The following is a 25,124-nucleotide window of genomic DNA, read 5'->3' on the forward strand; positions in this document are numbered from 1 at the left end:
GACGGGATGGGGCATGTTCCTCAGAAGCGAAGGGAGTTGATGGTGGTCATTGGTGGCTTTCAGAAATGGAGGGGGTTGGCGATCGTGACGTAGACGGACTGGGTGTCGACCGGGCCGACGAGTTCGTCGAGGCCGTGCAGGCGGGTCAGCAGGTTGGCCTTGCAGCGCAGAACGGGTGAGTCCAACAGATGGGAAGGAAGTGAGGTGCCCAACCGGCCGGGACCGGTGGCGACGTCATTGAGGAAGTGGCGGAAGGCGGCGAGCAGCAGCTGTTCCTCGGCGAGGCGCTGGGAGCCGAAGGCACCGATGAGGCCGAATACGTTGTTGATCGCAAGGTAGTAGGCGAAACGCTCGTCTGTGACCTCGTCGGAGACGAAGGTGTCACTGTGGTCGCCGATACCGGGCAGCCGGGTCTCGAGTTGCGTGCGCCGGGACTCCCGGAAGTAGTAGCCCTGGTTGTCGCGGTAGCGGCCGCCGACGGGCCAGCCGTCGGAGTCCAGCAGGAGCAGCGTGTTCTGCTGATGCGCCTCCAGGGCGATCCCCGCCTCCGCGTCCAGCCACAGCACGGGACGGACGACCTGCTCGAGGTAGCGCAGGAACCACTCGACGGCAACAGCCGTACGGGGACGACCGGTTCGGCCGGCCAGGCCCGTGACGACCGTGGCGAGCCTGGACTGCAGGGGCGGCGGTCCGTCCTCCGGACGGCGTACGGCGCCCGCCGAGTTGCTGCCTGTCCAGGCCTGCGGTCGGGGCGAGACGAGCCCGGCGATGCAGGACACGTTGTCCGACGGGGTGAACGGGTTGTGGCGGATCATCACGTCGAGTCCGGCCACAGGGCTGCCGTCCGGGCCGTCCACCGCGAGCCAGGCCGGGTCGCGGACGATGTCGAACCCGGGGTGAGCAGCCTGCCACTGCTGGGCCAGGCCGCTGCGCAGCAGACGGTGGACCTCGACACCTCGGTGGAGTTCCTTGCGGAGGTTCTCGCGACGCGAGTTGGTGATCCGCAAGCCCAGCGACAGTTTGAGCATGGCAGGGGAGCCGGACCGGTGGACGGTGCGTACGGAGGAGGTGGGGTGCCATGGTGAGCCATGCGTACCGAGGTCGCGGAGGAGCCCGCTGTCGAACAGGGGCGCAGTCTCGGCGCGTTGCCGCACCTCACGGAGCTGCCAGGGGTGCAGCGGCAGAGCTGCGTAGCCGTCGGGAAGCGTCAGCTCGGCTTCGGCGAGGCGCGCCATGAGCCGGGGTGCGGGGACGACACGGCCGCGCTCGGTCCAGGCGGAGTCCGAGGCAAGTACAGAAGGAGCTACAGCCAACCAGTGCAGAGGGAAGGAGCCGCGCAACTCAGGTGAGTACGACCGCGCTTCTGCCTCGGAGAGACCTTCGCGGCTCTTCGGAGTGGGGTGCAGTGGATGCCCGAGTACGAGTGCCTGCTCGGACGCGAGGAAGAGGTCGGGGCCGTCACAGGGGCGTTCCCGGCGCTCGCGGATGAACGTGACGGTACGGCGGAGGGAGTCGGCGACGCGGCCGACGAGGTCTGGGCCGGATGTGGAGGCGGTTGGGGTGGGGGCTGGTGTCTGGGCGGTCGCGGAATGGCAGGCGCCGCTGGCCGTGGGTCCGGGGGTGGCGGGCAGGGCGGCCGTGTCGCTGCGAGGGTCAGGCGTCTCCCTCGCCAGCAGTGCAGCGATTGTGACCGCGTCGGCCGGTCGGGAAAGTGCGGGAGCGTTGGCGAGGAACGGGAGACCGAACCGGTGCCATCCCGTCCGGGACCAGTAACGGACGGGGACGAGGAGGGCCGTGCCGCTGGCGGGCAGAGGGATACGCAGCGTGCCGTCGTCGGGGGTGTGCAGGCCGGCTTCGCGCACCCAGCAGCGCAGCAGGTTCTCGACCGCCGCGGCCTCGGCTGCGGTGCCCGGGTCGGGGTGCTCGAGGAGATCGGCGACGGCGAGACGCGGGCTCTCGGTGACTAGGGCTTTGCGCTGCTCCGGAACCCGCTCCAGTTCCGGCACTCTCTGTCGCTCCGGAGTTCTCTCCAGCTCGAGGGCTCTCTGTCGCTCCGGTGCCGACACTTGTCGCGGCACGTTGTGGGGCTGTCCGTCACCTCTCTGTCCCTGAACCCTGTCCGTCTCAGAGCGATCGCCCCCCGGAGTTCCGCCCCCGGCCGAAGCCCAAGCCGACCCCTGCTCCGGCTGCCGCTCCGACTCCCGGCCCTGCTCCGGTTCGCGCGCAACCGCTCGTCTCTGCTGACAAGGCGCTGACGCCGTCACCGGCGCAGGTGGAATCTGCTGGGAGGGCGGTGCGTCGGAGGGGCCTCGCTCTGGGGCAGGCGTACGGGCGTCGGATGCAGGGGTGGGGTTCAAGGCGGTCCTCGTGGGTGGTTCTGGTTCGTGCGGTGACGAACCGGGGCCGTACTGCGCTACCGGCGAAGTGGAGGTATGGGCGTCCTGGTTTCAAGGAGTTCGAGAAGATCAGGGGGGTACGAGTCATGCACAGGCATGGGGGTGGTGCCGACGGCACGTACGAGGGGGCCGCGTCAGTTGCCGAGGTGGCCCGCCCGCTCGGTGCGCTCGCCCTGGCGTCGGTGCTGGGGATCGGGTCCGTGGGGCCGTCGTATTCCGGGTGGTCGGCCGGAGCGGTCGCGGGCCGCCGTCCCGACGGCATCGGCCAGTCGGTCGAGCACGGCGGCGGCCTGTTCGTCGCTGATCGTCAGTGGCGGGAGGAGTCGCACGACGCTTGCGTGGCGGCCTCCCACTTCGACGATGAGGCCACGTCGCAGACACTCCCGCTGGACGGCGGCCGCGAGTTCGGGATCGGCTGGGCGCGGGCTGCCGACGCGGGAATGCGGCACCGCCGCCGGAGTCGTCCCGCGGCTGAAAGGCTCGCAATCCACCGAGGGATCGGCTCCGCCACCGCGACGGCTCCGATCCAACCCATCGGCCGCCCAACTCGTCCCATCAGAACCTCGATCCGACCCCTTGCGCGACCAACTCGTCCCGCAGGAAGCAGAATCCAGTCCCTCAAGCCCCCAATCGAGCCCTGCCGGGCCCCCACCTCCAGCCCCGGAGCCCTCTCCATCGAACGCCCCGCCGCCGTGCCTCCCGCAATCTCCCTCCGCGCCCACAAGCTCCATCCCGATCATCAGCCCCCGCCCGCGCACCTCTCCGATGCATGGCAACTCCCCTGCCAGAGACCGGAGTTGGGCGAGCATGCGGGAGCCGAGGGTGGCCGCTCTCTCGGCGAGGTGGTTTTCACGGACATAGGCCAGGGTGGCCGTGCCTGCGGCCATGGCGAGTTGGTTGCCGCGGAAGGTGCCGGCGTGGGCGCCGGGTTCCCAGACGTCGAGGCTGTCGCGGTAGACCACCACGGCGAGGGGGAGGCTGCCGCCGATGGCCTTGGAGAGGACCATCACGTCGGGGGTGATGCCGCTGTGCTCCACCGCCCAGAAGGCGCCGGTCCGTCCGACCCCCGTCTGCACCTCGTCGGCGATCAGCGGGATGGAGCGGGCCGATGTGATCCTTCGCATGCGCCGCATCCACTCGTCCGGCGCGGGGATCACCCCGCCCTCACCCTGGACGGGTTCCAGGATCATCCCCGCGGGACGGGGCACCCCCGACTTGGGGTCGTCGAGGACGGATTCGGTCCAGCGGGCGGCGAGTTCGGCGCCGCGTGGGCCGCCGACACCGAAAGGGCAGCGGTAGTCCTGGGGATAGGGGAGGCGGGCGACTCGTACGTCCGAGGCATCCCCGGACGCTTCAAGGGCTCCGGCGGTCATGCCGTGGTAGGCGCCGGTGAAAGCCAGGAGTCCGGTGCGGCCGGTCGCGGTGCGGACGAGCTTGAGCGCGGCCTCGACCGCGTCGGTACCCGCCGGCCCGCAGAACTGCACACGCGCGTGGTCGGCGAGGCCGCGCGGCAGGGTCTGGAACAACTCGGTGACGAAGGCGTCCTTGACGGGGGTCGCCAGGTCGAGGACGTGCAGCGGGGCACCTGAGTCGAGGACTTTGCGGATGGCCTCCAGCACCACGGGGTGGTTGTGGCCGAGGGCGAGCGTTCCGGCTCCGGAGAGGCAGTCGAGGTAGCGGCGGCCGTCGGCGCCCTCGATGGTCAGCCCCCGGGCCCGGACGGGCACGATCGGCAGTGCACGCGCATAGGTGCGCGCCGCCGACTCGCGCGCCGACTGCCGCCGTAGGATCCCCTCGTGCGCGGCCCGCCCGGTCGCGGACAGCTCACCGGCAGCACGCCGCCCAAGAGTCCCCTCGGACGCACTCCCGCCGCCTGCAGACTCGGCCACGACTCCCTGTCCTCCCACCGGGGACCGCACACGGACAGCAGAACCCCCACCGGTACCAACCCCCCCATCGCTCGCCGGGTTACGGGTTACCTCAAGATCCTTTCCGTGACGGAACCGTTGCCGTTCCATCGGAAGTCCCCCACAGCGAGCGCATAGTGTGTGATGCCGTTCCAAGAGGCCGTGAAGTCACGTGAGATCACCTGTTCCGAGCGTGCGTTCACAGCCGCCGGACCCGATTCGTTCAGTTCATCCCAGGGGGAGTCAGAGCATGCGATCCATAAGGCCGTCCGTCACCGTTCGCCGGGAGAGGGGTGCCCGCCGCAGAACCTCCCCCGTTCTTGCCGCCGCAGCCCTCGCAGCGGCCCTGGCGCTCACCGCCACCGCCTGCAACTCGGGTGACGACAAGGCCGACGGCCAGGCCTCCGCCTCCGCGACCGACAGCGGCAGCAGCGGCGACGGCAAGATCAAGATCCCGGACGACATCAAGAACAAGCTCAAAGAGCACGGGTTCGACATCGACAAGTGGAAGCACGGGGCCTGGAAGAACTGGAACAAGGAAGACTGGCTGCGCGAGGCCGACGATTTCATCAACCCGATCATCAAGGGTCTGTGGAACCCGGACCGGATGCGGAAGGCCAACGACCCGGACAAGGGCGTCGACGACAGCGACCTCTCCGGTGACCAGGGCGTGACCGACCCCACGCCGGCGCCCGTGGACGCGAAGGCCGTGGCGCCTACGTACCACGCCAACGCAGCGGCGTCCGGGAAGGTGTTCTTCGACTCCCCCGAGGGCACGATGGTCTGCTCGGCGACAGTCGTGGAAGACCCGGCCCACCCCGGCAAGTCGAACCTCGTGTGGACGGCGGGGCACTGCGTGCATGCCGGCAAGAAGGGCGGCTGGTACCGCAACATCGCGTTCGTGCCGTCGTACAACAACGCGGGCAGGTCGGCCGCCCAGCTGCAGAACGCCACCAGGGAGGAGGCCGCTCCGTACGGCGTCTGGTGGGGAGACTGGGCGCAGACCTCCCAGCAGTGGATCGAGAAGGGCGGCGAGACGGGCGGTGACGGCGCCTCGTACGACTACGCCGTCATCCATGTGACGCCGGAGAAGGGCGGCAACGGCAAGTCGCTGGAGGAGACGGTCGGTTCAGCACTGCCTGTCGACTTCAACGCTCCGGCCGTGCCGAAGGTTCCCAGCATCACCGCGACCGGTTACCCGGCCGCCGCGCCGTTCGACGGCCAGAAGATGTTCCAGTGCACGGACAAGCCGGGACGGCTGTCGATCAACGCCTCGGACCCGACGATGTACCGCATCGGCTGCACCATGACCGGCGGTTCGTCCGGCGGCGGCTGGGTCGCAACGGGCTCGGACGGCAAGCCGGCGCTGGTGTCCAACACCTCGATCGGCCCGGTGACTTCGGGCTGGCTGGCCGGACCGCGGCTGGGTGAGGTGGCCAAGGGTGTGTACGACTCGGTGAGCAAGAAGTTCGCCGGTCAGTAGACCTGCTCGTACTGAAGGCCCGCCCCCTCGGTGAGGGGGCGGGCCTTCGGCGATTGTCGACTCTGCGGTAAGTCGGCCCGCGGCTCAGACAGCCGGGGCCGGCACATACGGCGCGAGGTCCGCCGCCAGTTCCTCGTGCACCCGCACCTTGAGCAGGGTGCCCTCCGGGGTGTGCTCCTCGGAGATCACCTCGCCCTCGTCGTGCGCGCGGGCGACCAGCTTGCCGTGGGTGTACGGCACCAGCGCCTCGATCTCGACGGACGGCCTGGGCAGCTCGTTGTCGATGAGCGCCAGCAGCTCCTGGATGCCCTTTCCGGTGCGGGCCGAGACGGCGATGGAGCGCTTCTCGATCCGCATGAGCCGCTGGAGGGTCAGCGGGTCGGCCGCGTCCGCCTTGTTGATCACGACGATCTCGGGTACGTCGGTGGCACCGACGTCCCTGATCACCTCGCGCACGGCGGCCAGCTGCTCCTCCGGCGCCGGGTGCGAGCCGTCGACCACGTGCAGGATCAGGTCGGACTCGCCGACCTCCTCCATGGTGGAGCGGAACGCCTCGACCAGGTGGTGCGGCAGGTGCCGTACGAAGCCGACGGTGTCGGCCAGCGTGTACAGGCGGCCGCTCGGGGTCTCCGCCCGGCGGACGGTCGGGTCCAGGGTCGCGAACAGGGCGTTCTCGACCAGAACCCCCGCGCCCGTGAGGCGGTTGAGCAGCGAGGACTTGCCGGCGTTGGTGTAGCCCGCAATGGCCACGGACGGCACCTTGTTGCGCTTGCGCTCCTGGCGCTTGATCTCGCGGCCGGTCTTCATCTCCGCGATCTCCCGGCGCATCTTCGCCATCTTCTCGCGGATCCGACGCCGGTCCGTCTCGATCTTGGTCTCACCGGGACCACGGGTGGCGAGGCCGCCGCCCTTGCCGCCGCCCATCTGCCGGGACAGCGACTGACCCCAGCCGCGCAGCCTCGGCAGCATGTACTGCATCTGCGCTAGCGCGACCTGCGCCTTGCCCTCTCGGGACTTGGCGTGCTGGGCGAAGATGTCGAGGATCAGGGCCGTACGGTCGATGACCTTGACCTTGACGACGTCTTCGAGGGCGATGAGCTGGCCGGGGCTGAGCTCGCCATCGCAGATGACGGTGTCCGCGCCGGACTCGACGACGATGTCGCGCAGCTCCAGGGCCTTGCCGGAACCGATGAAGGTGGCCGCGTCGGGCTTGTCGCGGCGCTGGATCACGCCGTCGAGCACGAGCGCGCCGGCCGTCTCCGCGAGGGCGGCGAGCTCCGCGAGGGAGTTCTCCGAGTCCTGCACGGTCCCCGTGGTCCAGACGCCGACGAGCACGACACGCTCCAGGCGGAGCTGGCGGTACTCGACCTCGGTGACGTCCTCGAGCTCGGTGGAGAGGCCCGCCACACGGCGCAGGGCCGCGCGCTCGGTGCGGTCGAACTGGTCGCCGTCCCGCTCTCCGTCGATCTCGTGGCTCCAGGCGACGTCCTCTTCCATCAGGGCATCGGCCCGAAGCCGCTCGGGGTAGGTGTGCGCGAAGCGCTCAGTGTCCTGGGAAGGGGATGAAGAGGAGGTCATTGGGTCCTTACGTCGATGGGGATTCCGGTACGGCGATCGCGACAGCGGTCACTGTGCTCAACGTACGAGTACCCCGGGAGATTCCCGCGACCCGTGCCGCGCCGACCCGAAGATGGTCGCACGGCACGGCCCGTCCGGTCATCGCCTTATTTCGCGGACTTCGCAGCCTTCGCGCCGGGTGCCGCCGGCTTCCTGTCCGGGTGGCCGGGCATCGGCGGGGTCTTCTTTCCGTACAGCCAGCCTTCGAAGAAGCCGCTCAGGTCGCGTCCGGAGATCCGGGAGGCGAGTCGTTCGAAGTCGGCGGTGGTGGCGGTACCGTCACGGTGGAGATTCACCCAGGACCGTTCCAGGCGCTCGAAGGCGGGGCGGCCGATCTCCTGGCGCAGGGCATAGAGCGCGAGTGCGGCGCCGTCGTAGACGTTCGGGCGGAAGATGCTGATCTTCTGACCGGGGTCGGGCGCCTTGGGCGCGGCCGGCGGCCCGCCGGCGGCGCGCCAGCCGTCGGAGGCGGCGTACGCGGCCTTCATGCGTGTCTCCATGGGCTTGTGTCCCACCTCCTCCGCGTACAGCGCCTCGTACCAGGTGGCGTGCCCTTCGTTGAGCCACAGGTCGGACCAGGTCTGCGGGCTGACGCTGTCGCCGAACCACTGGTGGGACAGCTCATGCACCATGATCGACTCGACGTACCACTTGGGGTAGGTGTGGCCGGTGAAGAGATCTCTCTCGAAGAGAGAGAGCGTCTGTGTCTCGAGTTCGAAGCCGGTGGACGCCTCTGCCATGAGCAGGCCGTACGTCTCGAAGGGGTAGTGGCCGACCTTGCTCTCCATCCAGGCGATCTGGTCGGGGGTCTTGGCGAGCCACGGTTCGAGCTCTTTGACGTCCTTGGTGGGCACGACGTCGCGTACGGGCAGGTGGTGCGGCCCGGTGCGGTGCAGGACGGTGGAGCGGCCGACGGACACCTGGGTGAGCTCGGTGGCCATGGGGTGCCGGGTGCGATACGTCCAGGTGGTCGACTTGGCGTCGCGCTCCACGCCGGTCGGCAGACCGTTGGCCACCGCTGTGTAGTCGTTGGGGGCGGTGATCCGGATGGTGAACAGCGCCTTGTCGGAGGGGTGGTCGTTGCACGGGAACACCAGGTGTGCGGCATCGGCCTGGTTGGCCATGGCGAGCCCGTCCTCGGTGCGTACCCAGCCGGCGTCCTGGTCCTTGGCGGCCACGGGGTCGCTGGTGTGCCGGACGGTGATCCGCGTCCAGGTGCCCCGGGGCAGTGGCCTGGCGGGCGTGACGACGAGGTCGTCACCCGCGCTGGTGAACGTGGCCGGCTCACCGTTGACCTGGACCGATTCGACCTTGCCATGGGCGAAGTCGAGGTTCAGCCGGGCCAGGTCCGTGGTCGTCGACGCGTTGATCGTGGTGACGGCCTGGAGGGGTTTGCTGTTGGTGCCGGGATAGGTGAACGAGAGGTTGTACGACTGCACGTCGTATCCGGGGTTGCCGAGGTCCGGATAGAGGCGGTCGCCGATGCCCAGGGGGGCCGGGGGCGAGCTCGCGGCCAGGAGGCAGACGGAGACGGCGGAGGCGAGCAGTGCGGTCGCCTTCAGGCGGCGGGCAGGGCGGCGGAACCGAGCCGCGGTGCCGGGACGCGGGCCGTGGGGTCGTGGAGCCTGGGAGCGCGGGGTGAGCAGCATGGATCACGGCTATCAGCGCGCGCGTGCCGGACGGCGACGACTCGCGTTCGGCCCACCCGAATGGGTAGGTCGGGTGCAGGTGTGCGGCTCTGGCGCCGTGGGGCGCGCGGTCCGGCGCTCACACCCCCGGCGTCTGCGCCCGGCTCACGTCGTAGACCCCCGGCACATTGCGCATCGCCCGCATCAGCGCGGGCAGGTGGGCCGCGTCCGGGAGTTGGAGGGTGTACGTGTGACGGACGCGCTGCTGGGTCGGCGGTTCGACCGTCGCGGACACGATCTCGGCGCCTTCGAGGGCCATGGCCTCCGTCAGGTCCGCCAGCAGATGGGGGCGGACGAACGATTCGGCGAGCAGCGTGACCCGGCACTCGGTGGTGTCCCCCCAGCGCACATCGACCTCCGCGCGCCCCGCGCTCTTCATGCGCTCCACGGCGGCGCACTGGACGCGGTGGACGGTTACCACACCACCCCGTACGGCGAAGCCGGTCACCTCGTCGGGCGGTACGGGCGTGCAGCAGCCGGCGAGGCGTACGGTCGCGCCGGGCTGGTCGACCGTGATGTCGGCGGTGGTGGGACGTGAGGTCGGTCCCTCCGCGACGGGCCGGAGAACGGCCGAGGGCTCCCCGTCGGTCTCCTGCGCTGCCTCCTGCGCCTCCTCGTGCGTCGGATGGGCCGCCAGCCATCGCTGGATGGCGATTCGGGCGGCAGGCGTGTGGGCGTGCTCCAGCCACTCCCTGGAGGGCTCGGAGGCCGGGTCCTGGCCCATGAGGAGCTGGACGGTGTCGCCGTCCCGCAGGACCGTGCTCAGCGTCGCCAGGCGGCCGTTGACGCGGGCGCCGATGCACGCGTGCGCGTCCTCGCCGTACTGGGCGTACGCGGCGTCCACACACGTGGCGCCCTCGGGCAGACCGAGCGTGCCGCCGTCGGGACGGAAGACGGTGATCTCACGGTCCTGGGCGAGGTCCTCGCGGAGCGTGGACCAGAACGTGTCCGGGTCGGGCGCGGCCTCCTGCCAGTCGAGGAGGCGGGAGAGCCAGCCCGGGCGGGTGGGGTCGACGCGCTCGCCGTCGGCCGGAGCGTGCTCCTCGGGAGGCGGAGCATAGGGATTGCCGAGCGCCACGACACCGGCCTCGGCGACCTTGTGCATCTGGTGGGTGCGGATGAGGACTTCGGCGACCTGACCGTCCGCGCGCGCGACCGCGGTGTGCAGGGACTGGTAGAGGTTGAACTTGGGGACGGCGATGAAGTCCTTGAACTCCGAGACCACGGGCGTCATACAGGTGTGCAGTTCACCCAGGACGCCGTAGCAGTCCGCGTCCTCGTTCACCAGCACCAGCAGGCGGCCGAAGTCGCAGCCGCGCAGCTGGCCGCGCTTGCGTGCGACGCGGTGGACGGAGACGAAGTGCCGCGGCCGGATGACGACTTCGGCCGGGATGTCGGCGTCGCGCAGCACGCCTCGTACCTCGTCGGCGATCTCGGCGAGCGGGTCGTCGGCGCGGGAGGCGTTGTCGACGATCAACTCCCGTGTGTGCTCGTACTCTTCGGGGTGGAGAATCGCGAAGACCAGGTCCTCCAGCTCGGTCTTCAGCGCTTGGACGCCGAGCCGCTCGGCGAGCGGGATCAGGACGTCGCGGGTGACCTTGGCGATGCGTGCCTGTTTCTCGGGGCGCATGACGCCGAGGGTGCGCATGTTGTGCAGCCGGTCGGCGAGTTTGATCGACATCACGCGGACGTCGCTGCCGGTCGCGACGAGCATCTTGCGGAAGGTCTCGGGCTCCGCGGCGGCGCCGTAGTCGACCTTCTCCAACTTGGTGACGCCGTCGACGAGATAGCGGACCTCCGAGCCGAACTCCTCGCCCACCTGATCGAGAGTCACGTCCGTGTCCTCGACGGTGTCGTGGAGCAGAGAGGCCGTCAAGGTCGTGGTCTCCGCGCCGAGTTCGGCGAGGATCAGCGTCACCGCGAGCGGGTGCGTGATGTACGGCTCGCCGCTCTTGCGCATCTGGCCGCGGTGCGAGGACTCGGCCAGCACATAGGCGCGGCGCAGGGGTTCGAGGTCGGCGCTGGGGTAGTGGGCGCGGTGAGCGTCGACGACATGACTGATGGCGCTGGGCAGCCGGTCACGGGTGGCGGGGCCGAGCAGGGCGGCACGGCCGAGGCGGCGCAGGTCGATCCGGGCCCGCCAGCGCGCCGCCGGGCCTGTTACCGGACCTGGGGTCGCGGGATTCGTGGCCTCCGCACTCATGGGCACCTCCGACTGCGTGGACCGGCGGACGGGGTGCCCCATGGCGGACACGGCTCAGGGGATGGCATCGGTCCCCCGTCCGGGCCGGTGCTTGATGCTACCGAGCCCATCACGTGCGGCTGACCGCCTCTCGCCGAGCGTGAAACGGATCACCCATTCGAGCGAAGGTCTGTAGGTTTACGATTTCGCGCCACCCGACAGGCAGCCGCCCGTGATTTCGAACGCACGGTCGTCGCCCCGGAGATGCTCCTGTGCACTGCTCGGTACACAGGCCTCGGATCCCAAGTCGCCGTCCTGTTCAGCGAACGAAAGATTCCAGCCACTCGGATGCGATCTCGCCCTCGGCGACGATCACTGCGGGACCGGTCATCTCGATCTCGCCGTCGGGCTGTTCGGTGATGACCAGGGTCCCGCCGGGGACGTCGACGGTGTACGTAGCCGGGCTTCCGGTGACGGCCGGGTCGGCGCCGTCCCGGCGGGCGGCGGCCACGGCGACGGCGCACGCGCCCGTGCCGCACGAGCGGGTCTCGCCGGCGCCGCGCTCGTGCACGCGCAGCGCGACGTGCCGGGGGCCGCGGTCGACCACGAACTCCACGTTCACGCCGTCCGGGTATGCGGAGGCCGGGCTGAACGGCGGCGGTGAGTACAGGTTGCCGGCGTGTGCGAGGTCGTCGACGAACGCGACCGCGTGCGGGTTGCCCATGTTCACGTTCCGCGCGGGCCAGCTGCGCTCGCCGACGGTCACCGTGACGTCCCCTTCGGGGAGGCGCGCCCTGCCCATGCCGACGGTGATGTCTCCCGCGGCGGAGCCGCTGTCGGATGCAGCCTTGGCGATGTGAACGCTCTTCACGCCCCCGCGTGTGGCCACCGCGAGGTCGCCCTCGGCGACGTACCCGGCGCGCTGGAGGTAGCGCGCGAACACCCGCACGCCGTTGCCGCACATCTCCGCGATCGAGCCGTCGCCGTTGCGGTAGTCCATGAACCACTCGGCCTCGGCCGCCATGTGCTGAGCCTCGGGGTGCGCGGCGGACCGCACCACATGCAGCAGACCGTCACCGCCGATGCCCGCGCGGCGGTCGCACAGTGCGGCGACGGCGGTCGGGGGGAGGTCGATGGAATTCTCGGGGTCCGGCACGATCACGAAGTCGTTCTCCGTGCCGTGGCCCTTGAGGAAGGCGATCCGCGTGCTCATTCCTCGATCGTACGGGAGCGCCCCGCCGGGAGAGCCGGGACGGGGTCGCGGGTATGTGCGGGTCCGTTGTAGCTGGTCACGCCCACGCGGCGGAGCTGCATATCGTCACAGCCCTGCGCCCCCATAGGGGCGCTTCAGCGGAGCCTTGCTACGCGCCACACGGCGAGCACTACAACCGCCGCGACCACCACGACGTACGCCAGCACGACCCGCCAGTCCGGTCGACGGCCGGAACCCCGCTGTGGGAGCCCAGGACCCGTGTAACCCACCCGGCGGGCGGCCATCATGCCCCAGCCGGCCGCGCAGGAGCAGATCAGCAGGCCCAGCATGGCGATCACGGCGCCACTGTCGCCGAAGTCGAAGGCGAGCGGGAAGGCGAACATCAGGGAGCCGACCGCGGCCAGGGCGACGATCGGGGCGAGCTGCCAGATACGGAGGCGGCGCTGCGGGCGCAGCTCGACCTCGACCTCGGGGCCACCGGCGAACATCTCGTCCGGCTCGGGGCCGTCGTCGGTCACTCCGCCCTGGATCTCGTCGGGCCCGTCGGGGCTCAGACGGTTCTCGTCCTGCTCCGGATCACCGCTCTCGACGGTGAGGGGCTCGATGCCTTGTGCGGTGTCGCGAGGGCCGGCCTCCATCGCCACGCGCCCTCCCAACTAGGACTCCACTTGGTCGATCGAAGCTCGATGATGGCACGGCGCCGGAGGCCCGAACGGCGGCCGGAGCGTCCCGATGCCATGACGTGATCAGGCTGTAACCGGTCGTTCGACCAACGCCAGTGCGCGCTGCGGAAGTTCTGTGAGATCCGCCGCAGCCCCGCTCAGCCAGTGCACCCGCGGGTCCCGCCGGAACCAGGAATCCTGACGGCGCGCGAAGCGCTTGGTGGCGCGCACGGTCTCGGCCCGCGCCTCCGCGTCGGTGCACTCTCCGGCCAGCGCCGCGAGCACCTGCTGGTAGCCGAGCGCGCGGGCTGCTGTACGCCCCTCGCGCAGGCCCTGCGCCTCCAGCGCACGCACCTCGTCCACGAGCCCGGCGTCCCACATCCGGTCCACCCGGCGGGCGATGCGCTCGTCGAGTTCGGGGCGGGCCACGTCGACGCCGATCTGGACGGTGTCGTAGACCGAGTCGTGGCCGGGCAGGTTGGCGGTGAAGGGCTGACCGGTGATCTCGATCACTTCGAGCGCCCGGACGATACGGCGGCCGTTGCTGGGCAGGATCGCATGCGCCGCCTCGGGGTCCGCGGCGGCAAGTCTGGCGTGCAGCGCGCCGGAGCCGCGCAGCGCGAGCTCCTCCTCGAGCCGGGCCCTGACCTCGGGGTCGGTGCCGGGGAACTCCAGGTTGTCGACGGCTCCGCGGACGTACAGGCCGGAGCCGCCGACCAGGATCGGCCAGCGACCTTCCTCGAGCAGGCCGTCGATCTTGGCGCGGGCCAGCTTCTGGTACTCGGCGACGGACGCCGTGACCGTCACGTCCCAGATGTCGAGGAGGTGGTGCGGAATGCCGCCGCGTTCCTCGGGCGTCAGTTTGGCGGTGCCGATGTCCATCCCCCGGTAGAGCTGCATGGAGTCGGCGTTGACGACCTCGCCTCCGAGCTGCCGGGCGAGAAAGACGCCCAGATCGGACTTTCCGGCCGCGGTCGGTCCGACGACGGCGATGACTCGGGGGGCGGGGGGTGCGCTGCTCACTGCACCAGTCTCGCAAACCCCGCGTGCACTCCTCGAACGAGTTACGTGACGGCACGGGTGCCGGGTCGTTGCCCGTTGCGAGGTTCTCGCCGCCGGTTTCGGGGGGCGGCGACCCGGGCGGCGCAAACGGACGCACCGGACGACGCGGGATTTCGCCCGCACGAGTAACGTAAGGAGTGGATATGGGCGTTTTCGCACGACTTCTCCGGAGGTCGAAGGCTACGGAGGAGGCGTCAACCGCCGAGGCTCAGGCAGACACACCGACGGCCGAGCCCGCGGCGGAGGAGGCGGCAGAGGCGAAGGGGTCGGCCGAGGCCGAGGAGCTGACCGAGGGCGAGCCGGAGACGACGGAGGCCGCCGAGTCCGCCTCCGCCGAGGGCGTCGAGATCCCCAAGCAGCAGTCCGCCGAGGAGGCGGCCGACAGGGACGCCGGCGAGGACGCCCGCACGTAACCGCCCTGGCGCGAGTGGGCCGACGGGGCGTGCCGAGTCCGGGAACAACGGAAGGTGGACCATGGGTCTCCTGAACAACCTCAAGGCCAAGCTCAACCCGGCCAAGGACAAGGTCTCCGGCCTCGCGCAGCAGCACGGGGACAAGATCACGCACGGTCTCGACAGGGCCGCGAAGGTCGTCGACGAGAAGACCAAGGGCAAGTACAGCGACAAGATCCACACCGGGACCGGCAAGGCCAAGGGCGCCATGGACCGACTCGCGCACAAGGACGGCACGGGGGCAGGCGGTGGCACGACCGCACCGCCGGACTCCACGCCGCCTGCTTCCTGAACGGCACGGCACATCGACGGACGGCCGCGGGGCCCTGGGCTCCCGGCCGTCCGCCGTTTGCCCCCGCCGCTACGACCAGGTCGCGACCATGTAGCCCACACCGTACGGCGCGTCCTCGTACAGCAGCGCGCCTGCGAGGTCCGAGCCCTCGGCCGCGCCCGCGAGGACCTGCCACGGAGCTCGGCCCGATGCCTTCAGCTCGGACGCCAGCTCGGTGTCCAGCGCTTTGAGGGCCGCCACGTCCGCCGCTCCCAGCGCACGCGCGACCGCCGCGTCGAAGGGCGCCGCGCGCTCGTCGAGGTAACCGGGGGCCTTGAGCGTGCGGCAGGCGCTGGCGTCGCCCATGACCAGCAGCGCCACCCGCTCGGCCCCGGCGGCGATTTCCCTTCCGACTTCAATACACCGCTCGGCAGCCAGAGGTTCCCCCACACCGAGTCCCTCGATCGGGGCGTCGGACCAACCGGTGCGCTGCAGCAGCCACGCGGCCACCGCCAGCGAGGGCGGAAGCGACCGCTCCGAGGCCGCCGGGACCGGGTCTTCGGCCTCGGCGTGCTTGGGCCTGCCGAGCCGTACGTCCACGTCGACGCCGAAGCCGCGGAAGGAGCCCCGCGTGCCCTCCGGATACGGGCCTCGGCCGCTCTCGTCTGCCGGACCGACGACGACGAGCCGGTCGGGCCGGGCGGCCGCGAGCACACCGAGCGCGTCCGTGCACGCGGCACGCGCGACGTCCATCTCGGCGGCGGCACCCGCAGCGACCTCGGGCACGAGCAGCGGCGGGCACGGGCAGAGTGCGGCGACGACAAGCATGATCGGCAGGGTAACCCCGGCGCCTGGCGGCTGACACCGCGCCGGGCGGACCGGTCAGTCGCAGCCGCAGCCGCTCCCCGTCGCGACCGGCAGCGGCTCGGGCACGCCGATCTTCGGCAGGCCCAGCAGCACGCCCGCCGGCTTCGCCGCCTCGGCCGCGTTGCGCTTCTCCCAGGCGTCCCCCGCGCGCGTGCGGCGCACGTCGAGGACGGCGCCCTCGGCGAGCAGGTGGTGCGGGGCGGCGTACGTTATCTCGACCGTGACCACGTCGCCGGGTCGCACCTCCTGCTCGGGCTTGGTGAAGTGGACCAGGCGGTTGTCGGGGGCGCGGCCGGAGAGGCGGTGGGTGGCGCCGTCCTTGCGGCCCTCGCCTTCGGCGACCATCAGCTCCAGGGTGCGGCCGACCTGCTTCTTGTTCTCCTCCCAGGAGATCTCCTCCTGGAGGGCGACGAGACGCTCGTAACGCGCCTGGACGACCTCCTTCGGGATCTGGTTCTCCATGGTCGCGGCCGGGGTGCCGGGGCGCTTGGAGTACTGGAAGGTGAAGGCCTGTGCAAACCGCGCCTCACGGACCACATGCAGGGTCTGCTCGAAGTCCTCCTCGGTCTCGCCGGGGAAGCCCACGATGATGTCGGTGGTGATCGCGGCGTGCGGGATGGCAGCCCGCACCTTCTCGATGATCCCGAGGTAGCGCTCCTGCCGGTACGAGCGGCGCATCGCCTTAAGGACCGTGTCCGAGCCGGACTGCAGCGGCATGTGCAGCTGCGGCATCACGTTCGGGGTCTCCGCCATCGCCGCGATCACGTCGTCGGTGAAGTCGCGCGGGTGCGGGGAGGTGAAGCGGACGCGCTCCAGGCCCTCGACCTTTCCGCAGGCGCGCAGCAGCTTGCTGAAGGCCTCGCGGTCGCCGATGTCGGAGCCGTACGCGTTGACGTTCTGTCCGAGCAGGGTGATCTCGGAGACGCCCTCGGCGACCAGGGCCTCGATCTCGGCGAGGATGTCGCCGGTACGGCGGTCCTTCTCCTTGCCGCGCAGGGCCGGGACGATGCAGAAGGTGCAGGTGTTGTTGCAGCCGACGGAGATCGACACCCACGCCGCGTACGCGCTCTCGCGGCGCGTCGGCAGGGTCGAGGGGAACGCCTCCAGGGACTCGGCGATCTCGACCTGGGCCTCTTCCTGCACGCGCGCGCGTTCCAGCAGAACCGGCAGCTTGCCGATGTTGTGCGTGCCGAAGACGACGTCCACCCAGGGCGCCTTCTTCACGATGGTGTCCTGGTCCTTCTGCGCGAGACAGCCGCCGACCGCGATCTGCATCCCGGGCCGCGAGGCCTTCTTCGGCGCGAGGCGGCCGAGGTTGCCGTACAGCCGGTTGTCGGCGTTCTCGCGGACGGCGCAGGTGTTGAAGACGACGACGTCGGCGTCGCCGTCGGAGCCCTCGGGCGCACGCACGTACCCGGCCTCTTCGAGCAGCCCGGACAATCGCTCGGAATCGTGGACGTTCATCTGGCACCCATAGGTGCGGACTTCGTAGGTCTTCACGCCCACTGCCTGGCTCCGGTCGATGCTGCTCATGTGACAAGGGTAGGCGGTGCCGGAAGTGTCTCCGGTCGCCCTGTGGACAACCGGGGGCTCAGGGCTCGATCAGCCCCGCGCGGATCGCATAGGGGGTGAGTTCCAGGCGGTCGCGCATGCCCAGTTCGTGCAGCAGGTTCGCGCCGTGGCGCTCGACCGTCTTCGCGCTGATGAAGAGCAGTTCGCCGATCTCCTTCGAGGAGTGGCCCTCGGCGACCGGTTTGAGGATCTCCTCCTCGCGCTCGGTGGCCGGCCCCGGGCAGGCCGTCGCCCCGGTGCGAAGACCCATCGCCCGGTGGACGCATACGAACCCTGCCGAGGGGCCACGCCCCAGAACTACCCCCGGCCGCGCACCCACCGACCGCCAAACGCCCGGCAGGCCCGTAGGCAGCCCTGTCGCAAGACCTCACAGACCGTCGGGCGCCCACCCCTGCCGGCGCAGCACAGCGGACACGTCCGGGGCCTCGTAGTGGTCGCCCTTGAGGACCTTGCCGTCGGCGCGGCGGGCGACCAGGCCGTCGGGGCCCAGCTTGGTCATGTTGGAGCGGTGGATCTCGGCGATCACCGCGTCGAGGTCGATGCCGTGGACGAGGGCAGTGCCGTAGGCCACGTAGACGACGTCGGCCAGTTCGTGGGCGAGCCTGTCGAGCGGGCCGGTGACCGAGACCTCGGCGACCTCCGCGGCCTCCTCCGCGAGCAGTTCTCCGCGATGGGCGGCCAGCGAGGGCGGCACCTCGGTGGGCGTACTGCGGGCGTCGAGCCCGACGGCGAGGTGGAATTGGCGAACCAGGTCGGCGGGCGATGAGCTCATACCGCGACTGTATCGACCGCCACTGACAACGCCCGGTCGTGATCCCGTTGTGACCCCTGCCTGGTCAGCAGCCCTGGTCAGCACCGCGTTCCGGCTGGCAGGATCCCTCGCATGTCCAAGATGTTCCCCCGGATCGGCAGACGCCGGGCCCTGCAGGGTGCGGCTGCCGGCTTCGTCGCCTTCGGGTTGCTGCTGTGGTGGCTGCTGCCCCTGGGCGAGGCCCCTCCGAGCGGAACGATCACGTTGAGCACGGGAACGCCGGCCGGTGTGTACCAGCAGTACGGCAAGCTGCTGCGCACCGCGCTCGACAGGGACATGCCGGACCTCAAGGTGAAGCTGCTGACCAGCGACGGATCCCAGGAGAACGTCAAGCGGGTGGCGACCGGCCAGGCCGACTTCACCATCGCCGCGGCCGACGCGGTGGAGACGTACGAGCTCGCGGCCCACAACCCCGGCGCCGACAAGCTGCGTGGTGTCGCCCGCCTGTACGACGACTATGTGCAGCTCGTCGTCCCGCGCGACTCGCGCATCAGATCCGTCGCGGACCTCAAGGGCAAGCGGGTGGCCATAGGGCCGCCGAGCTCGGGTGTGCGGCTGATCGCCGACCGGGTGCTCAAGGCGGCCGGGATCGACGCGACGAAGGACATCACCCCCTCCGCCGATGGCATCGACACCGGTCCGGACCGGCTGAAGCACGGCAAGATCGATGCGTTCTTCTGGTCGGGCGGGCTGCCCACGGAGGGGCTGCAGAAGCTCGCCGACACCTTCACCTTCCGGTTCGTGCCGATCAAGCCCGACCTCGTCGCCGAGCTGCACAAGCAGGACCAGGCCACTCACTACTACCGCGCCACCAACATGCCGGAGTCGGCCTACCCCAGCATCCAGAACGGCATCGCCGTGCCGACACTGGCGGTCTCCAACCTGCTGATGACACGCAAGGACATGGACCCCCGACTCACCGAGTGGATAACTCGCACCGTGATCAGGAGCCGGGACGGCATCGGCACGAGGGTCCACTCCGCGCAGCTCGTCGACCTGCGCACCGCGATCTACACCGACCCACTGGCCCTGCACGAGGGCGCCCGGCGCTACTACCGCTCGGTCAAGCCGTAGCGGTGCCACCTCTCGGTCAAACGGCCGGGCTGTTCCTCGGCACGGACACCGTCACCGTGAGCCCGTGCGGCTCGTGACGGCCGTACGAGATCGAACCGCCGCCCGCGGCGAGCAGCGTGCGCGAGATGGACAGGCCGAGGCCGGAGCCCTTGATGTTCTGATGGCGGCTGCTGCGCCAGAAACGGTCGCCGACGCGGGCGAGTTCCTCGTCGGTCAGGCCCGGACCGTTGTCGGTGACCACGACGGTCGAGCTGTCGCCGTCGGCCGCGACCGAGACCTCGACGCACTCGTCCCTCGGCGTGAACTTGACCGCGTTGTCGATCACTGCGTCCAGGGCACTGGAGAGCGTGACCGGGTCGGCCCAGGCGGTGGTCGGCGGGCAGTTTCCCACCAGCCGTACACCCTTGGCCTCAGCGGTCGGCGTCCAGGCCGCGACGCGCTCGGCGGTCAGCGCGCCGATGTCGGTGATCCGCAGGTCGGCCTCGGTGTGCTCGGCCAGGGCCAGGTCGAGCAGGTCGTCGAGGACCTCCGCGAGGCGCTTGCCCTCGGTGCGGACCGATGCGATCTCCTCGTTGTCCTCCGGCAGTTCGAGAGCGAGCAGTTCGATGCGCAGCAGCAGCGCCGCAAGGGGGTTGCGCAACTGGTGCGAGGCGTCGGCGACGAAGGCGCGCTGCTGCTCCAGTACGTCCTCGACGTTGTCCGCCATCTCGTTGAACGAGCGGGCCAGGCGCCGGAGTTCCGGAGGACCGCCGGCGGCCGCCACTCGGGACTTCAGGCGGCCGCTCGCGATCGCGTGCGTGGTGGCGTCCAGCACCCGTACCGGCCTGAGCACCCAGCCGGTGAGCCGGAGCGCGGCGCCGACGGCCAGCAGCATCGCGGCGATCTCACCCACGCCGATGACCAGCCAGCCGTGCAGGATCCGCGAACGCAGCGCCCCGGTGGGCGAGTCGGTGACGACGACCGCCACGACATCGCCGTCCCGGATGACCGGTGAGGCGACGACCAGGCGGTGGCGCTGCCAGGGCCACACCTGCTTGGGGTCGTGGCTGCGGCGGCTGAGCAGGGCCTCGGCGAAGGCATCGCGCACCTCGCCCTGGTCGGGGAGGTAGAAGTCCTGCGGCGCCTGGGCCATGGGGATGTCAGTGCGGCAGAACACCCCGGCCCGGATGCCGTAGACGCCGTAATAGCTGGCGAGTTCACTGCTCAGAGTCTTGAGTCGCTCGTCCGTGGACGTACGCGTGAAGGCGCAGGCGTCCGTGACGAACTGGGCGAGGGACGCGAAGCGCGCCGTGTCGTCGATCCGGTCGACGACGACCTTCTGCTGCTGAGCGGCGGCCACGCTCACGGCGAGCGGGATACCGAGCGCTAGCAGCACGGCCGCCATCAGGACGATCAGCAGCGGAAGAAGACGAGTACGCACCCGTGCACGCTACGAGGCCGGGGCGACAAGCCGGTAACCGACGCCGCGTACGGTCTCGATCAGCGCCGGCATGCGCAGCTTGGCGCGCAGGGACGCAACGTGCACCTCCAGGGTGCGTCCGGTCCCCTCCCAGCTGGTGCGCCACACCTCGCTGATGATCTGCTCCCGGCGGAAGACGACCCCGGGGCGCTGCGCAAGGAGGGCGAGAAGATCGAACTCCTTGCGGGTCAGTTGGACAACCGAACCGTCCACGCTGACCTGCCGGGTGGGCAGTTCGATGAGCATGGACCCGAGGCGCAGCTCGTGGTCGCCGCCCGCCCCGGCGTCCTCGTGGACGCTGCGCCGGCTGACGGCGTGGATACGGGCGAGCAGTTCCCCGGTGTCGTACGGCTTCACGACGTAGTCGTCGGCGCCGAGGTTGAGGCCGTGGATACGGGAGCGGACGTCGGAGCGCGCGGTGACCATGATCACCGGGGTGCCGGTGCGCTTGCGGATCTTGCCGCAGACCTCGTAGCCGTCCTGGTCGGGCAGGCCCAGGTCGAGCAGGACGACGCCGAAGCCGTCGCCCTCCGGAACGAGCGCCTGGAGAGCTTCCTCGCCGCTACGCGCGTGCGTGACGTCGAACCCGTGCCGCGCCAGAACCGCAGAAAGAGCGGCGGCGACATGGTTGTCGTCCTCGACGAGGAGCAGTCTCATCCGGGCCTCCTTCGGTTCATCGGCCGTACGATCAGGATGGATAGAGCTGGACGGAAGAACGTGTGCACGCGCGCGTGCACAACGCAGTCACGCTGATGGACGAGGACGGCGTCAAGTGGGTTCCGGTTGCGGACCGCTTTAGTTACCCGGCCGATACCGGCCCCCGCGCATCTGCTACGACATGTGTCCGATTGCTATCGGATCGTGATGCTCAGATTCCCCTCAGATGTAATGACGCTGGTGGAACGGGGTTACTACTGTCCTCCGAAACCGAGGAGGACGGAGCCCGATAGCGATGACCGAAGTATCGGTGGCCAAGGAAGATGTGGCCGCGACCGGCGAACTGGTCGTCCTGAAGAGCGTCAACAAGCACTTCGGCGCGTTGCACGTACTCCAGGACATCGACCTGACGATCGCCCGCGGCGAGGTCGTCGTGGTCATCGGGCCCTCCGGGTCCGGTAAGTCCACCCTGTGCCGCACCATCAACCGCCTGGAAACAGTCGACTCGGGCTCGATCACGATCGACGGCAAGGCGCTGCCCCAGGAGGGCAAGGAGCTTGCCCGGCTGCGCGCCGACGTCGGCATGGTCTTCCAGTCCTTCAACCTCTTCGCGCACAAGACCGTGCTCGAGAACGTGATGCTGGGCCAGATCAAGGTCCGCAAGGCCGACAAGAAGAAGGCCGAGGAGAAGGCCCGGGCCCTGCTCGACCGGGTCGGCGTGGCCACCCAGGCGGACAAGTACCCCGCACAGCTCTCCGGCGGCCAGCAGCAGCGCGTCGCCATCGCGCGGGCCCTGGCCATGGACCCGAAGGTCATGCTCTTCGACGAGCCGACGTCGGCTCTCGACCCGGAGATGATCAACGAGGTCCTCGAGGTCATGCAGCAGCTCGCCCGCGACGGCATGACCATGATCGTCGTCACCCATGAGATGGGCTTCGCACGATCGGCTGCAAACCGCGTGGTGTTCATGGCGGACGGCCGAATCGTCGAGGAGGCTGCGCCAGACCAGTTCTTCAGCAATCCGCGCAGCGACCGGGCGAAGGACTTCCTGTCGAAGATCCTTCACCACTGACGGTTCGCCTCGCTCAGCCGGCCACCGCCGGCCCCTCTCTCTTCACCAGCCAAAGGATGTTCACCATGAAGCTCCGCAAGGTCACCGCCGCTTCGGCCGCCGTGCTCGCCCTCGCTGTGGGTGCCACGGCTTGTGGGTCGAGCGACAACAACAGCAGCAGTTCGTCCGGTGGCGGCAAGAAGATCAAGATCGGCATCAAGTACGACCAGCCGGGCCTCGGCCTGAAGGAGCCGAACGGTTCCTTCTCCGGCTTCGACGTGGACGTGGCGACCTATGTGGCCGGGAAGCTCGGCTACAAGCCGAACCAGATCGAATTCGTCGAGACCAAGAGCGCCGACCGCGAGAACGCGCTGCAGCGCGGCGACGTCAAGTTCATCGTTGCCTCGTACTCGATCACCGACGAGCGCAAGCAGAAGGTCGACTTCGCCGGCCCCTACTTCCTGGCCCACCAGGACCTGCTGGTCAAGAGCGACTCGAAGATCACCAAGGGCACGGACCTCAACGGCAAGAAGCTGTGCTCCGTGACCGGCTCCACCTCGGCGCAGAAGATTGTGAAGATCGCTCCCAAGGTCAACCTCAAGGAGAACAGCGGCTACTCGGAGTGCGTCTCCAGCCTCCAGAGCGGCGCCGTGGACGCGCTGACCACAGACGACTCGATCCTCGCGGGCTACGCCTCGCAGGCCCAGTACAAGGGCCAGTTCAAGCTCCTCGGGCTCAAGCTCAGCAACGAGAACTACGGCATCGGCGTGAAGAAGGGTGACACCGCGACCGTCAACAAGATCAACGACGCCCTGACGAGCATGGTCAGCGACGGCACCTGGAAGAAGGACGTCGAGAAGAACTTCGGCCCGGCCAACTACAAGTACGAGCCCGCCCCGAAGATCGGCGTCATCGTCCAGTAGTCCAGGAAACCGCAGCCACCGCAGGGTTCCACAGGGGCGCGCCGCCGCCAGCCGCGATCACGGCGGCGGCGCGCCACACCCTCCTCGTACGCCACACACCCGGAAGCGCGGGAGATCGTGTTCGACTTTCTTCAAGGTTATGACGTCCTGGGGGCGTTCTGGATGACGGTGAAACTCACCGCCATCTCCGCCCTCGGCTCCCTGGTCTGGGGCACCCTGCTGGCCGGGATGCGGGTCAGCCCTGTCCCGCTGATGCGCGGGTTCGGCACCGCCTACGTCAACATCGTCCGGAACATCCCCCTGACGGTCATCATCGTCTTCAACTCGCTCGGCCTCGCCGACATCTTCGGCGTGACGCTGGGCGCTTCCGACTTCAAGGTGCAGGGCTTCAGGCTGGCGGTGCTCGGATTCATCGCCTACACCTCTGCCTTTGTCTGTGAGGCGCTGCGGTCCGGCATCAACACGGTCCCGCTCGGGCAGGCCGAGGCGGCCCGCGCCATCGGCCTGAGCTTCAGTCAGACCCTCCGGCTCATCGTGCTGCCGCAGGCGTTCCGTTCGGTCATCGGCCCGCTGGCCAACGTGCTGATCGCGCTGACCAAGAACACCACCGTCGCGGCCGCGATCAGCGTGGCCGAGGCCGCCGCTCTGATGAAGACAATGTTCGAGAACGAGGCTCAGACGCTGCTCATCGCCGCGGTCTTCGCCTTCGGGTTCGTGGTTCTGACCCTTCCCACCGGCCTCATCCTCGGCTGGCTGGGCAAGCGACTGGCGGTGAAGCGATGAGCTCGGTCCTCTACGACGCCCCCGGCCCCCGGGCCAAGCGGCGCAACGTCCTCCTGTCGGTGGTCTTCGTCGCTCTACTCGCCCTCCTGGCGTGGTGGATCTGGCGAGTGATGGACGACAAGGGCCAGCTGAAGTGGTCCCTGTGGCAGCCGTTCACCACATCCGACGCGTGGACGACGTATCTGCTGCCCGGCCTCGGCAACACCCTGAAGGCCGCGGCACTCGCCATGATCATCGCCCTTCCGCTGGGCGCCTTCTTCGGCATCTCGCGTATGTCCGACCACCGGTGGGTGCGGGTGCCGGCCGGAGTGGTGGTCGAGTTCTTCCGCTCGATCCCGGTGCTCCTGCTGATGCTGTTCGCGAACGAGTTCTACGCCCGCTACACGAACGTAACCGCCGAGGACCGGCCCCTGTTCGCGGTCGTGACCGGCCTGGTGCTCTACAATGCCTCGGTCCTCGCCGAGATCGTCCGGGCCGGCATCCTGGCGCTCCCGAAGGGGCAGACGGAGGCCGCGTACGCGATCGGTCTGCGCAAGGGCCAGACGATGACCAGCATCCTGCTTCCGCAGGCGGTGACGGCCATGCTGCCGGCCATCGTCAGCCAGCTGGTGGTCATCGTGAAGGACACCGCGCTGGGTGGCGTCCTGCTCGGCTACGCGGAGCTGCTCAACGCACGCAGCACCTTCGCCGCCAACTACGCCGACGTCATCCAGAGCTTCATCGGAGTGGCGATCATCTACATCGTGGTCAACTTCCTCCTCACCAGCTTCGCGAGCTGGCTGGAGGGCAGGCTGCGGCGCAGCAAGAGGAGCACGGGCGCGGTCCTCAGCGAGGACACGGTGGAGGTCAATCCGGCCGCGGTGGGCGGTGGCTTCGGGACCGGTGGGGAAGGCGGCGGCCTCCCCGGTACCCGGACCTATCTCTGACGGCCAGTCAAACAGCACGGACGACACGGAGGCAGTGGCATGATCGCCACTGCCTCCGTCGCTTGACG

Annotated in this window: 21 protein-coding genes and 1 pseudogene; 8 read left to right on the forward strand and 14 right to left on the reverse strand. The window is 69.6% G+C overall.

Annotated features, from left to right (window positions below; translation table 11 throughout):
* Positions 1–59: 59 nt before the first annotated feature.
* Together IH68_RS0142480 and IH68_RS0142485 are read right to left on the reverse strand one after the other, a co-directional pair.
* Positions 60–2,006, reverse strand: a complete 1,947-nt coding sequence (locus IH68_RS0142480; RefSeq protein WP_051833998.1) for an IucA/IucC family protein — start codon at positions 2,004–2,006, stop codon at positions 60–62.
* Between the two features lie 524 nt (positions 2,007–2,530).
* Positions 2,531–4,219, reverse strand: a complete 1,689-nt coding sequence (locus IH68_RS0142485; RefSeq protein WP_051834002.1) for a diaminobutyrate--2-oxoglutarate transaminase family protein — start codon at positions 4,217–4,219, stop codon at positions 2,531–2,533.
* A 334-nt stretch (positions 4,220–4,553) separates the two neighbouring features.
* Here IH68_RS0142485 and IH68_RS0142490 point away from each other — a divergent pair, with 334 nt between their 5' ends.
* Positions 4,554–5,786: a trypsin-like serine peptidase gene (locus tag IH68_RS0142490; RefSeq protein WP_030947229.1), complete on the forward strand. Its 1,233-nt coding sequence runs from the start codon at positions 4,554–4,556 to the stop codon at positions 5,784–5,786.
* A gap of 84 nt (positions 5,787–5,870) precedes the next feature.
* On the opposite strand, the gene hflX is transcribed toward IH68_RS0142490, so the two are convergent.
* The 6 genes from hflX to miaA form a co-directional block, all read right to left on the reverse strand.
* On the reverse strand, positions 5,871–7,364 hold the full coding sequence (gene hflX, locus IH68_RS0142495) for a GTPase HflX (protein WP_030947231.1): 1,494 nt from the start codon (positions 7,362–7,364) through the stop codon (positions 5,871–5,873).
* Positions 7,365–7,510: 146 nt separating this feature from the next.
* On the reverse strand, positions 7,511–9,052 hold the full coding sequence (locus tag IH68_RS0142500) for a M1 family metallopeptidase (protein ID WP_030947233.1): 1,542 nt from the start codon (positions 9,050–9,052) through the stop codon (positions 7,511–7,513).
* 118 nt (positions 9,053–9,170) lie between these two features.
* Positions 9,171–11,294, reverse strand: coding sequence for a RelA/SpoT family protein (locus IH68_RS0142505; RefSeq protein WP_030947235.1), 2,124 nt, complete (start codon positions 11,292–11,294; stop codon positions 9,171–9,173).
* 298 nt (positions 11,295–11,592) lie between these two features.
* On the reverse strand, positions 11,593–12,486 hold the full coding sequence (gene dapF / locus IH68_RS0142510; RefSeq protein WP_030947240.1) for a diaminopimelate epimerase: 894 nt from the start codon (positions 12,484–12,486) through the stop codon (positions 11,593–11,595).
* A gap of 134 nt (positions 12,487–12,620) precedes the next feature.
* Positions 12,621–13,124, reverse strand: a complete 504-nt coding sequence (locus tag IH68_RS0142515; protein ID WP_030947244.1) for a hypothetical protein — start codon at positions 13,122–13,124, stop codon at positions 12,621–12,623.
* Between the two features lie 108 nt (positions 13,125–13,232).
* Entirely contained in the window at positions 13,233–14,171 is a 939-nt protein-coding gene (gene miaA, locus IH68_RS0142520) for a tRNA (adenosine(37)-N6)-dimethylallyltransferase MiaA (protein ID WP_030947247.1), read from the reverse strand.
* A 182-nt stretch (positions 14,172–14,353) separates the two neighbouring features.
* Between miaA and IH68_RS0142525 the strand changes: the two genes are divergently transcribed.
* Entirely contained in the window at positions 14,354–14,623 is a 270-nt protein-coding gene (locus IH68_RS0142525) for a hypothetical protein (RefSeq protein WP_030947250.1), read from the forward strand.
* A gap of 61 nt (positions 14,624–14,684) precedes the next feature.
* On the forward strand, positions 14,685–14,954 hold the full coding sequence (locus tag IH68_RS0142530; protein WP_030947252.1) for an antitoxin: 270 nt from the start codon (positions 14,685–14,687) through the stop codon (positions 14,952–14,954).
* Positions 14,955–15,023: 69 nt separating this feature from the next.
* On the opposite strand, the gene IH68_RS0142535 is transcribed toward IH68_RS0142530, so the two are convergent.
* The 4 genes and pseudogenes from IH68_RS0142535 to IH68_RS0142550 form a co-directional block, all read right to left on the reverse strand.
* On the reverse strand, positions 15,024–15,761 hold the full coding sequence (locus IH68_RS0142535) for a class III extradiol dioxygenase subunit B-like domain-containing protein (protein ID WP_030947256.1): 738 nt from the start codon (positions 15,759–15,761) through the stop codon (positions 15,024–15,026).
* A 54-nt stretch (positions 15,762–15,815) separates the two neighbouring features.
* Entirely contained in the window at positions 15,816–17,333 is a 1,518-nt protein-coding gene (gene miaB, locus IH68_RS0142540; protein ID WP_030947258.1) for a tRNA (N6-isopentenyl adenosine(37)-C2)-methylthiotransferase MiaB, read from the reverse strand.
* Positions 17,334–17,391: 58 nt separating this feature from the next.
* Positions 17,392–17,611, reverse strand: a pseudogene (locus IH68_RS0142545) (response regulator transcription factor); the annotation flags it as partial.
* A gap of 128 nt (positions 17,612–17,739) precedes the next feature.
* Positions 17,740–18,144 (reverse strand): MazG nucleotide pyrophosphohydrolase domain-containing protein, encoded by a 405-nt coding sequence (locus IH68_RS0142550; RefSeq protein WP_030947262.1) that lies wholly within the window; start codon positions 18,142–18,144, stop codon positions 17,740–17,742.
* 111 nt (positions 18,145–18,255) lie between these two features.
* Here IH68_RS0142550 and IH68_RS0142555 point away from each other — a divergent pair, with 111 nt between their 5' ends.
* Entirely contained in the window at positions 18,256–19,257 is a 1,002-nt protein-coding gene (locus tag IH68_RS0142555) for a TAXI family TRAP transporter solute-binding subunit (protein WP_030947265.1), read from the forward strand.
* Between the two features lie 16 nt (positions 19,258–19,273).
* Here the strand turns inward: IH68_RS0142555 and IH68_RS0142560 are convergent, their stop codons facing one another.
* Together IH68_RS0142560 and IH68_RS0142565 are read right to left on the reverse strand one after the other, a co-directional pair.
* Positions 19,274–20,677, reverse strand: coding sequence for a sensor histidine kinase (locus IH68_RS0142560; RefSeq protein WP_030947267.1), 1,404 nt, complete (start codon positions 20,675–20,677; stop codon positions 19,274–19,276).
* 9 nt (positions 20,678–20,686) lie between these two features.
* Complete coding sequence (locus IH68_RS0142565; protein ID WP_030947271.1) at positions 20,687–21,373, reverse strand: response regulator transcription factor; 687 nt, start codon at positions 21,371–21,373, stop codon at positions 20,687–20,689.
* Between the two features lie 295 nt (positions 21,374–21,668).
* Between IH68_RS0142565 and IH68_RS0142570 the strand changes: the two genes are divergently transcribed.
* The 4 genes from IH68_RS0142570 to IH68_RS0142585 all read left to right on the forward strand — a co-directional run bounded on the left by IH68_RS0142570 (position 21,669) and on the right by IH68_RS0142585 (position 25,056).
* The gene (locus IH68_RS0142570; protein ID WP_030947272.1) at positions 21,669–22,445 is read left to right on the forward strand and encodes an amino acid ABC transporter ATP-binding protein; all 777 of its coding nucleotides are present in this window, start codon (positions 21,669–21,671) and stop codon (positions 22,443–22,445) included.
* A 65-nt stretch (positions 22,446–22,510) separates the two neighbouring features.
* Positions 22,511–23,347 carry a glutamate ABC transporter substrate-binding protein gene (locus IH68_RS0142575; protein WP_030947273.1) on the forward strand — a complete coding sequence of 279 codons (837 nt, stop codon included), beginning with the start codon at positions 22,511–22,513 and terminating at the stop codon, positions 23,345–23,347.
* Between the two features lie 117 nt (positions 23,348–23,464).
* On the forward strand, positions 23,465–24,130 hold the full coding sequence (locus IH68_RS0142580; protein WP_030947275.1) for an amino acid ABC transporter permease: 666 nt from the start codon (positions 23,465–23,467) through the stop codon (positions 24,128–24,130).
* On the forward strand, positions 24,127–25,056 hold the full coding sequence (locus tag IH68_RS0142585) for an amino acid ABC transporter permease (protein ID WP_030947277.1): 930 nt from the start codon (positions 24,127–24,129) through the stop codon (positions 25,054–25,056). Before IH68_RS0142580 ends, IH68_RS0142585 begins: the two co-directional genes overlap by 4 nt.
* Positions 25,057–25,124: the final 68 nt, after the last annotated feature.

The organism is Streptomyces sp. NRRL S-646 (assembly GCF_000720765.1).
Classification (GTDB): Bacteria; Actinomycetota; Actinomycetes; order Streptomycetales; family Streptomycetaceae; genus Streptomyces.

Coding starts and splice junctions, on each gene's coding strand:
- IH68_RS0142490 (WP_030947229.1), top strand. CDS start 4,554: ATGCGATCCATAAGGCCGTCCGTCACCGTTCGCCGGGAGAGGGGTGCC.
- hflX (WP_030947231.1), bottom strand. CDS start 7,364: ATGACCTCCTCTTCATCCCCTTCCCAGGACACTGAGCGCTTCGCGCAC.
- IH68_RS0142500 (WP_030947233.1), bottom strand. CDS start 9,052: ATGCTGCTCACCCCGCGCTCCCAGGCTCCACGACCCCACGGCCCGCGT.
- IH68_RS0142505 (WP_030947235.1), bottom strand. CDS start 11,294: ATGAGTGCGGAGGCCACGAATCCCGCGACCCCAGGTCCGGTAACAGGC.
- dapF (WP_030947240.1), bottom strand. CDS start 12,486: ATGAGCACGCGGATCGCCTTCCTCAAGGGCCACGGCACGGAGAACGAC.
- IH68_RS0142515 (WP_030947244.1), bottom strand. CDS start 13,124: ATGGAGGCCGGCCCTCGCGACACCGCACAAGGCATCGAGCCCCTCACC.
- IH68_RS0142525 (WP_030947250.1), top strand. CDS start 14,354: ATGGGCGTTTTCGCACGACTTCTCCGGAGGTCGAAGGCTACGGAGGAG.
- IH68_RS0142530 (WP_030947252.1), top strand. CDS start 14,685: ATGGGTCTCCTGAACAACCTCAAGGCCAAGCTCAACCCGGCCAAGGAC.
- IH68_RS0142535 (WP_030947256.1), bottom strand. CDS start 15,761: ATGCTTGTCGTCGCCGCACTCTGCCCGTGCCCGCCGCTGCTCGTGCCC.
- miaB (WP_030947258.1), bottom strand. CDS start 17,333: ATGAGCAGCATCGACCGGAGCCAGGCAGTGGGCGTGAAGACCTACGAA.
- IH68_RS0142550 (WP_030947262.1), bottom strand. CDS start 18,144: ATGAGCTCATCGCCCGCCGACCTGGTTCGCCAATTCCACCTCGCCGTC.
- IH68_RS0142555 (WP_030947265.1), top strand. CDS start 18,256: ATGTCCAAGATGTTCCCCCGGATCGGCAGACGCCGGGCCCTGCAGGGT.
- IH68_RS0142565 (WP_030947271.1), bottom strand. CDS start 21,373: ATGAGACTGCTCCTCGTCGAGGACGACAACCATGTCGCCGCCGCTCTT.
- IH68_RS0142570 (WP_030947272.1), top strand. CDS start 21,669: ATGACCGAAGTATCGGTGGCCAAGGAAGATGTGGCCGCGACCGGCGAA.
- IH68_RS0142575 (WP_030947273.1), top strand. CDS start 22,511: ATGAAGCTCCGCAAGGTCACCGCCGCTTCGGCCGCCGTGCTCGCCCTC.
- IH68_RS0142585 (WP_030947277.1), top strand. CDS start 24,127: ATGAGCTCGGTCCTCTACGACGCCCCCGGCCCCCGGGCCAAGCGGCGC.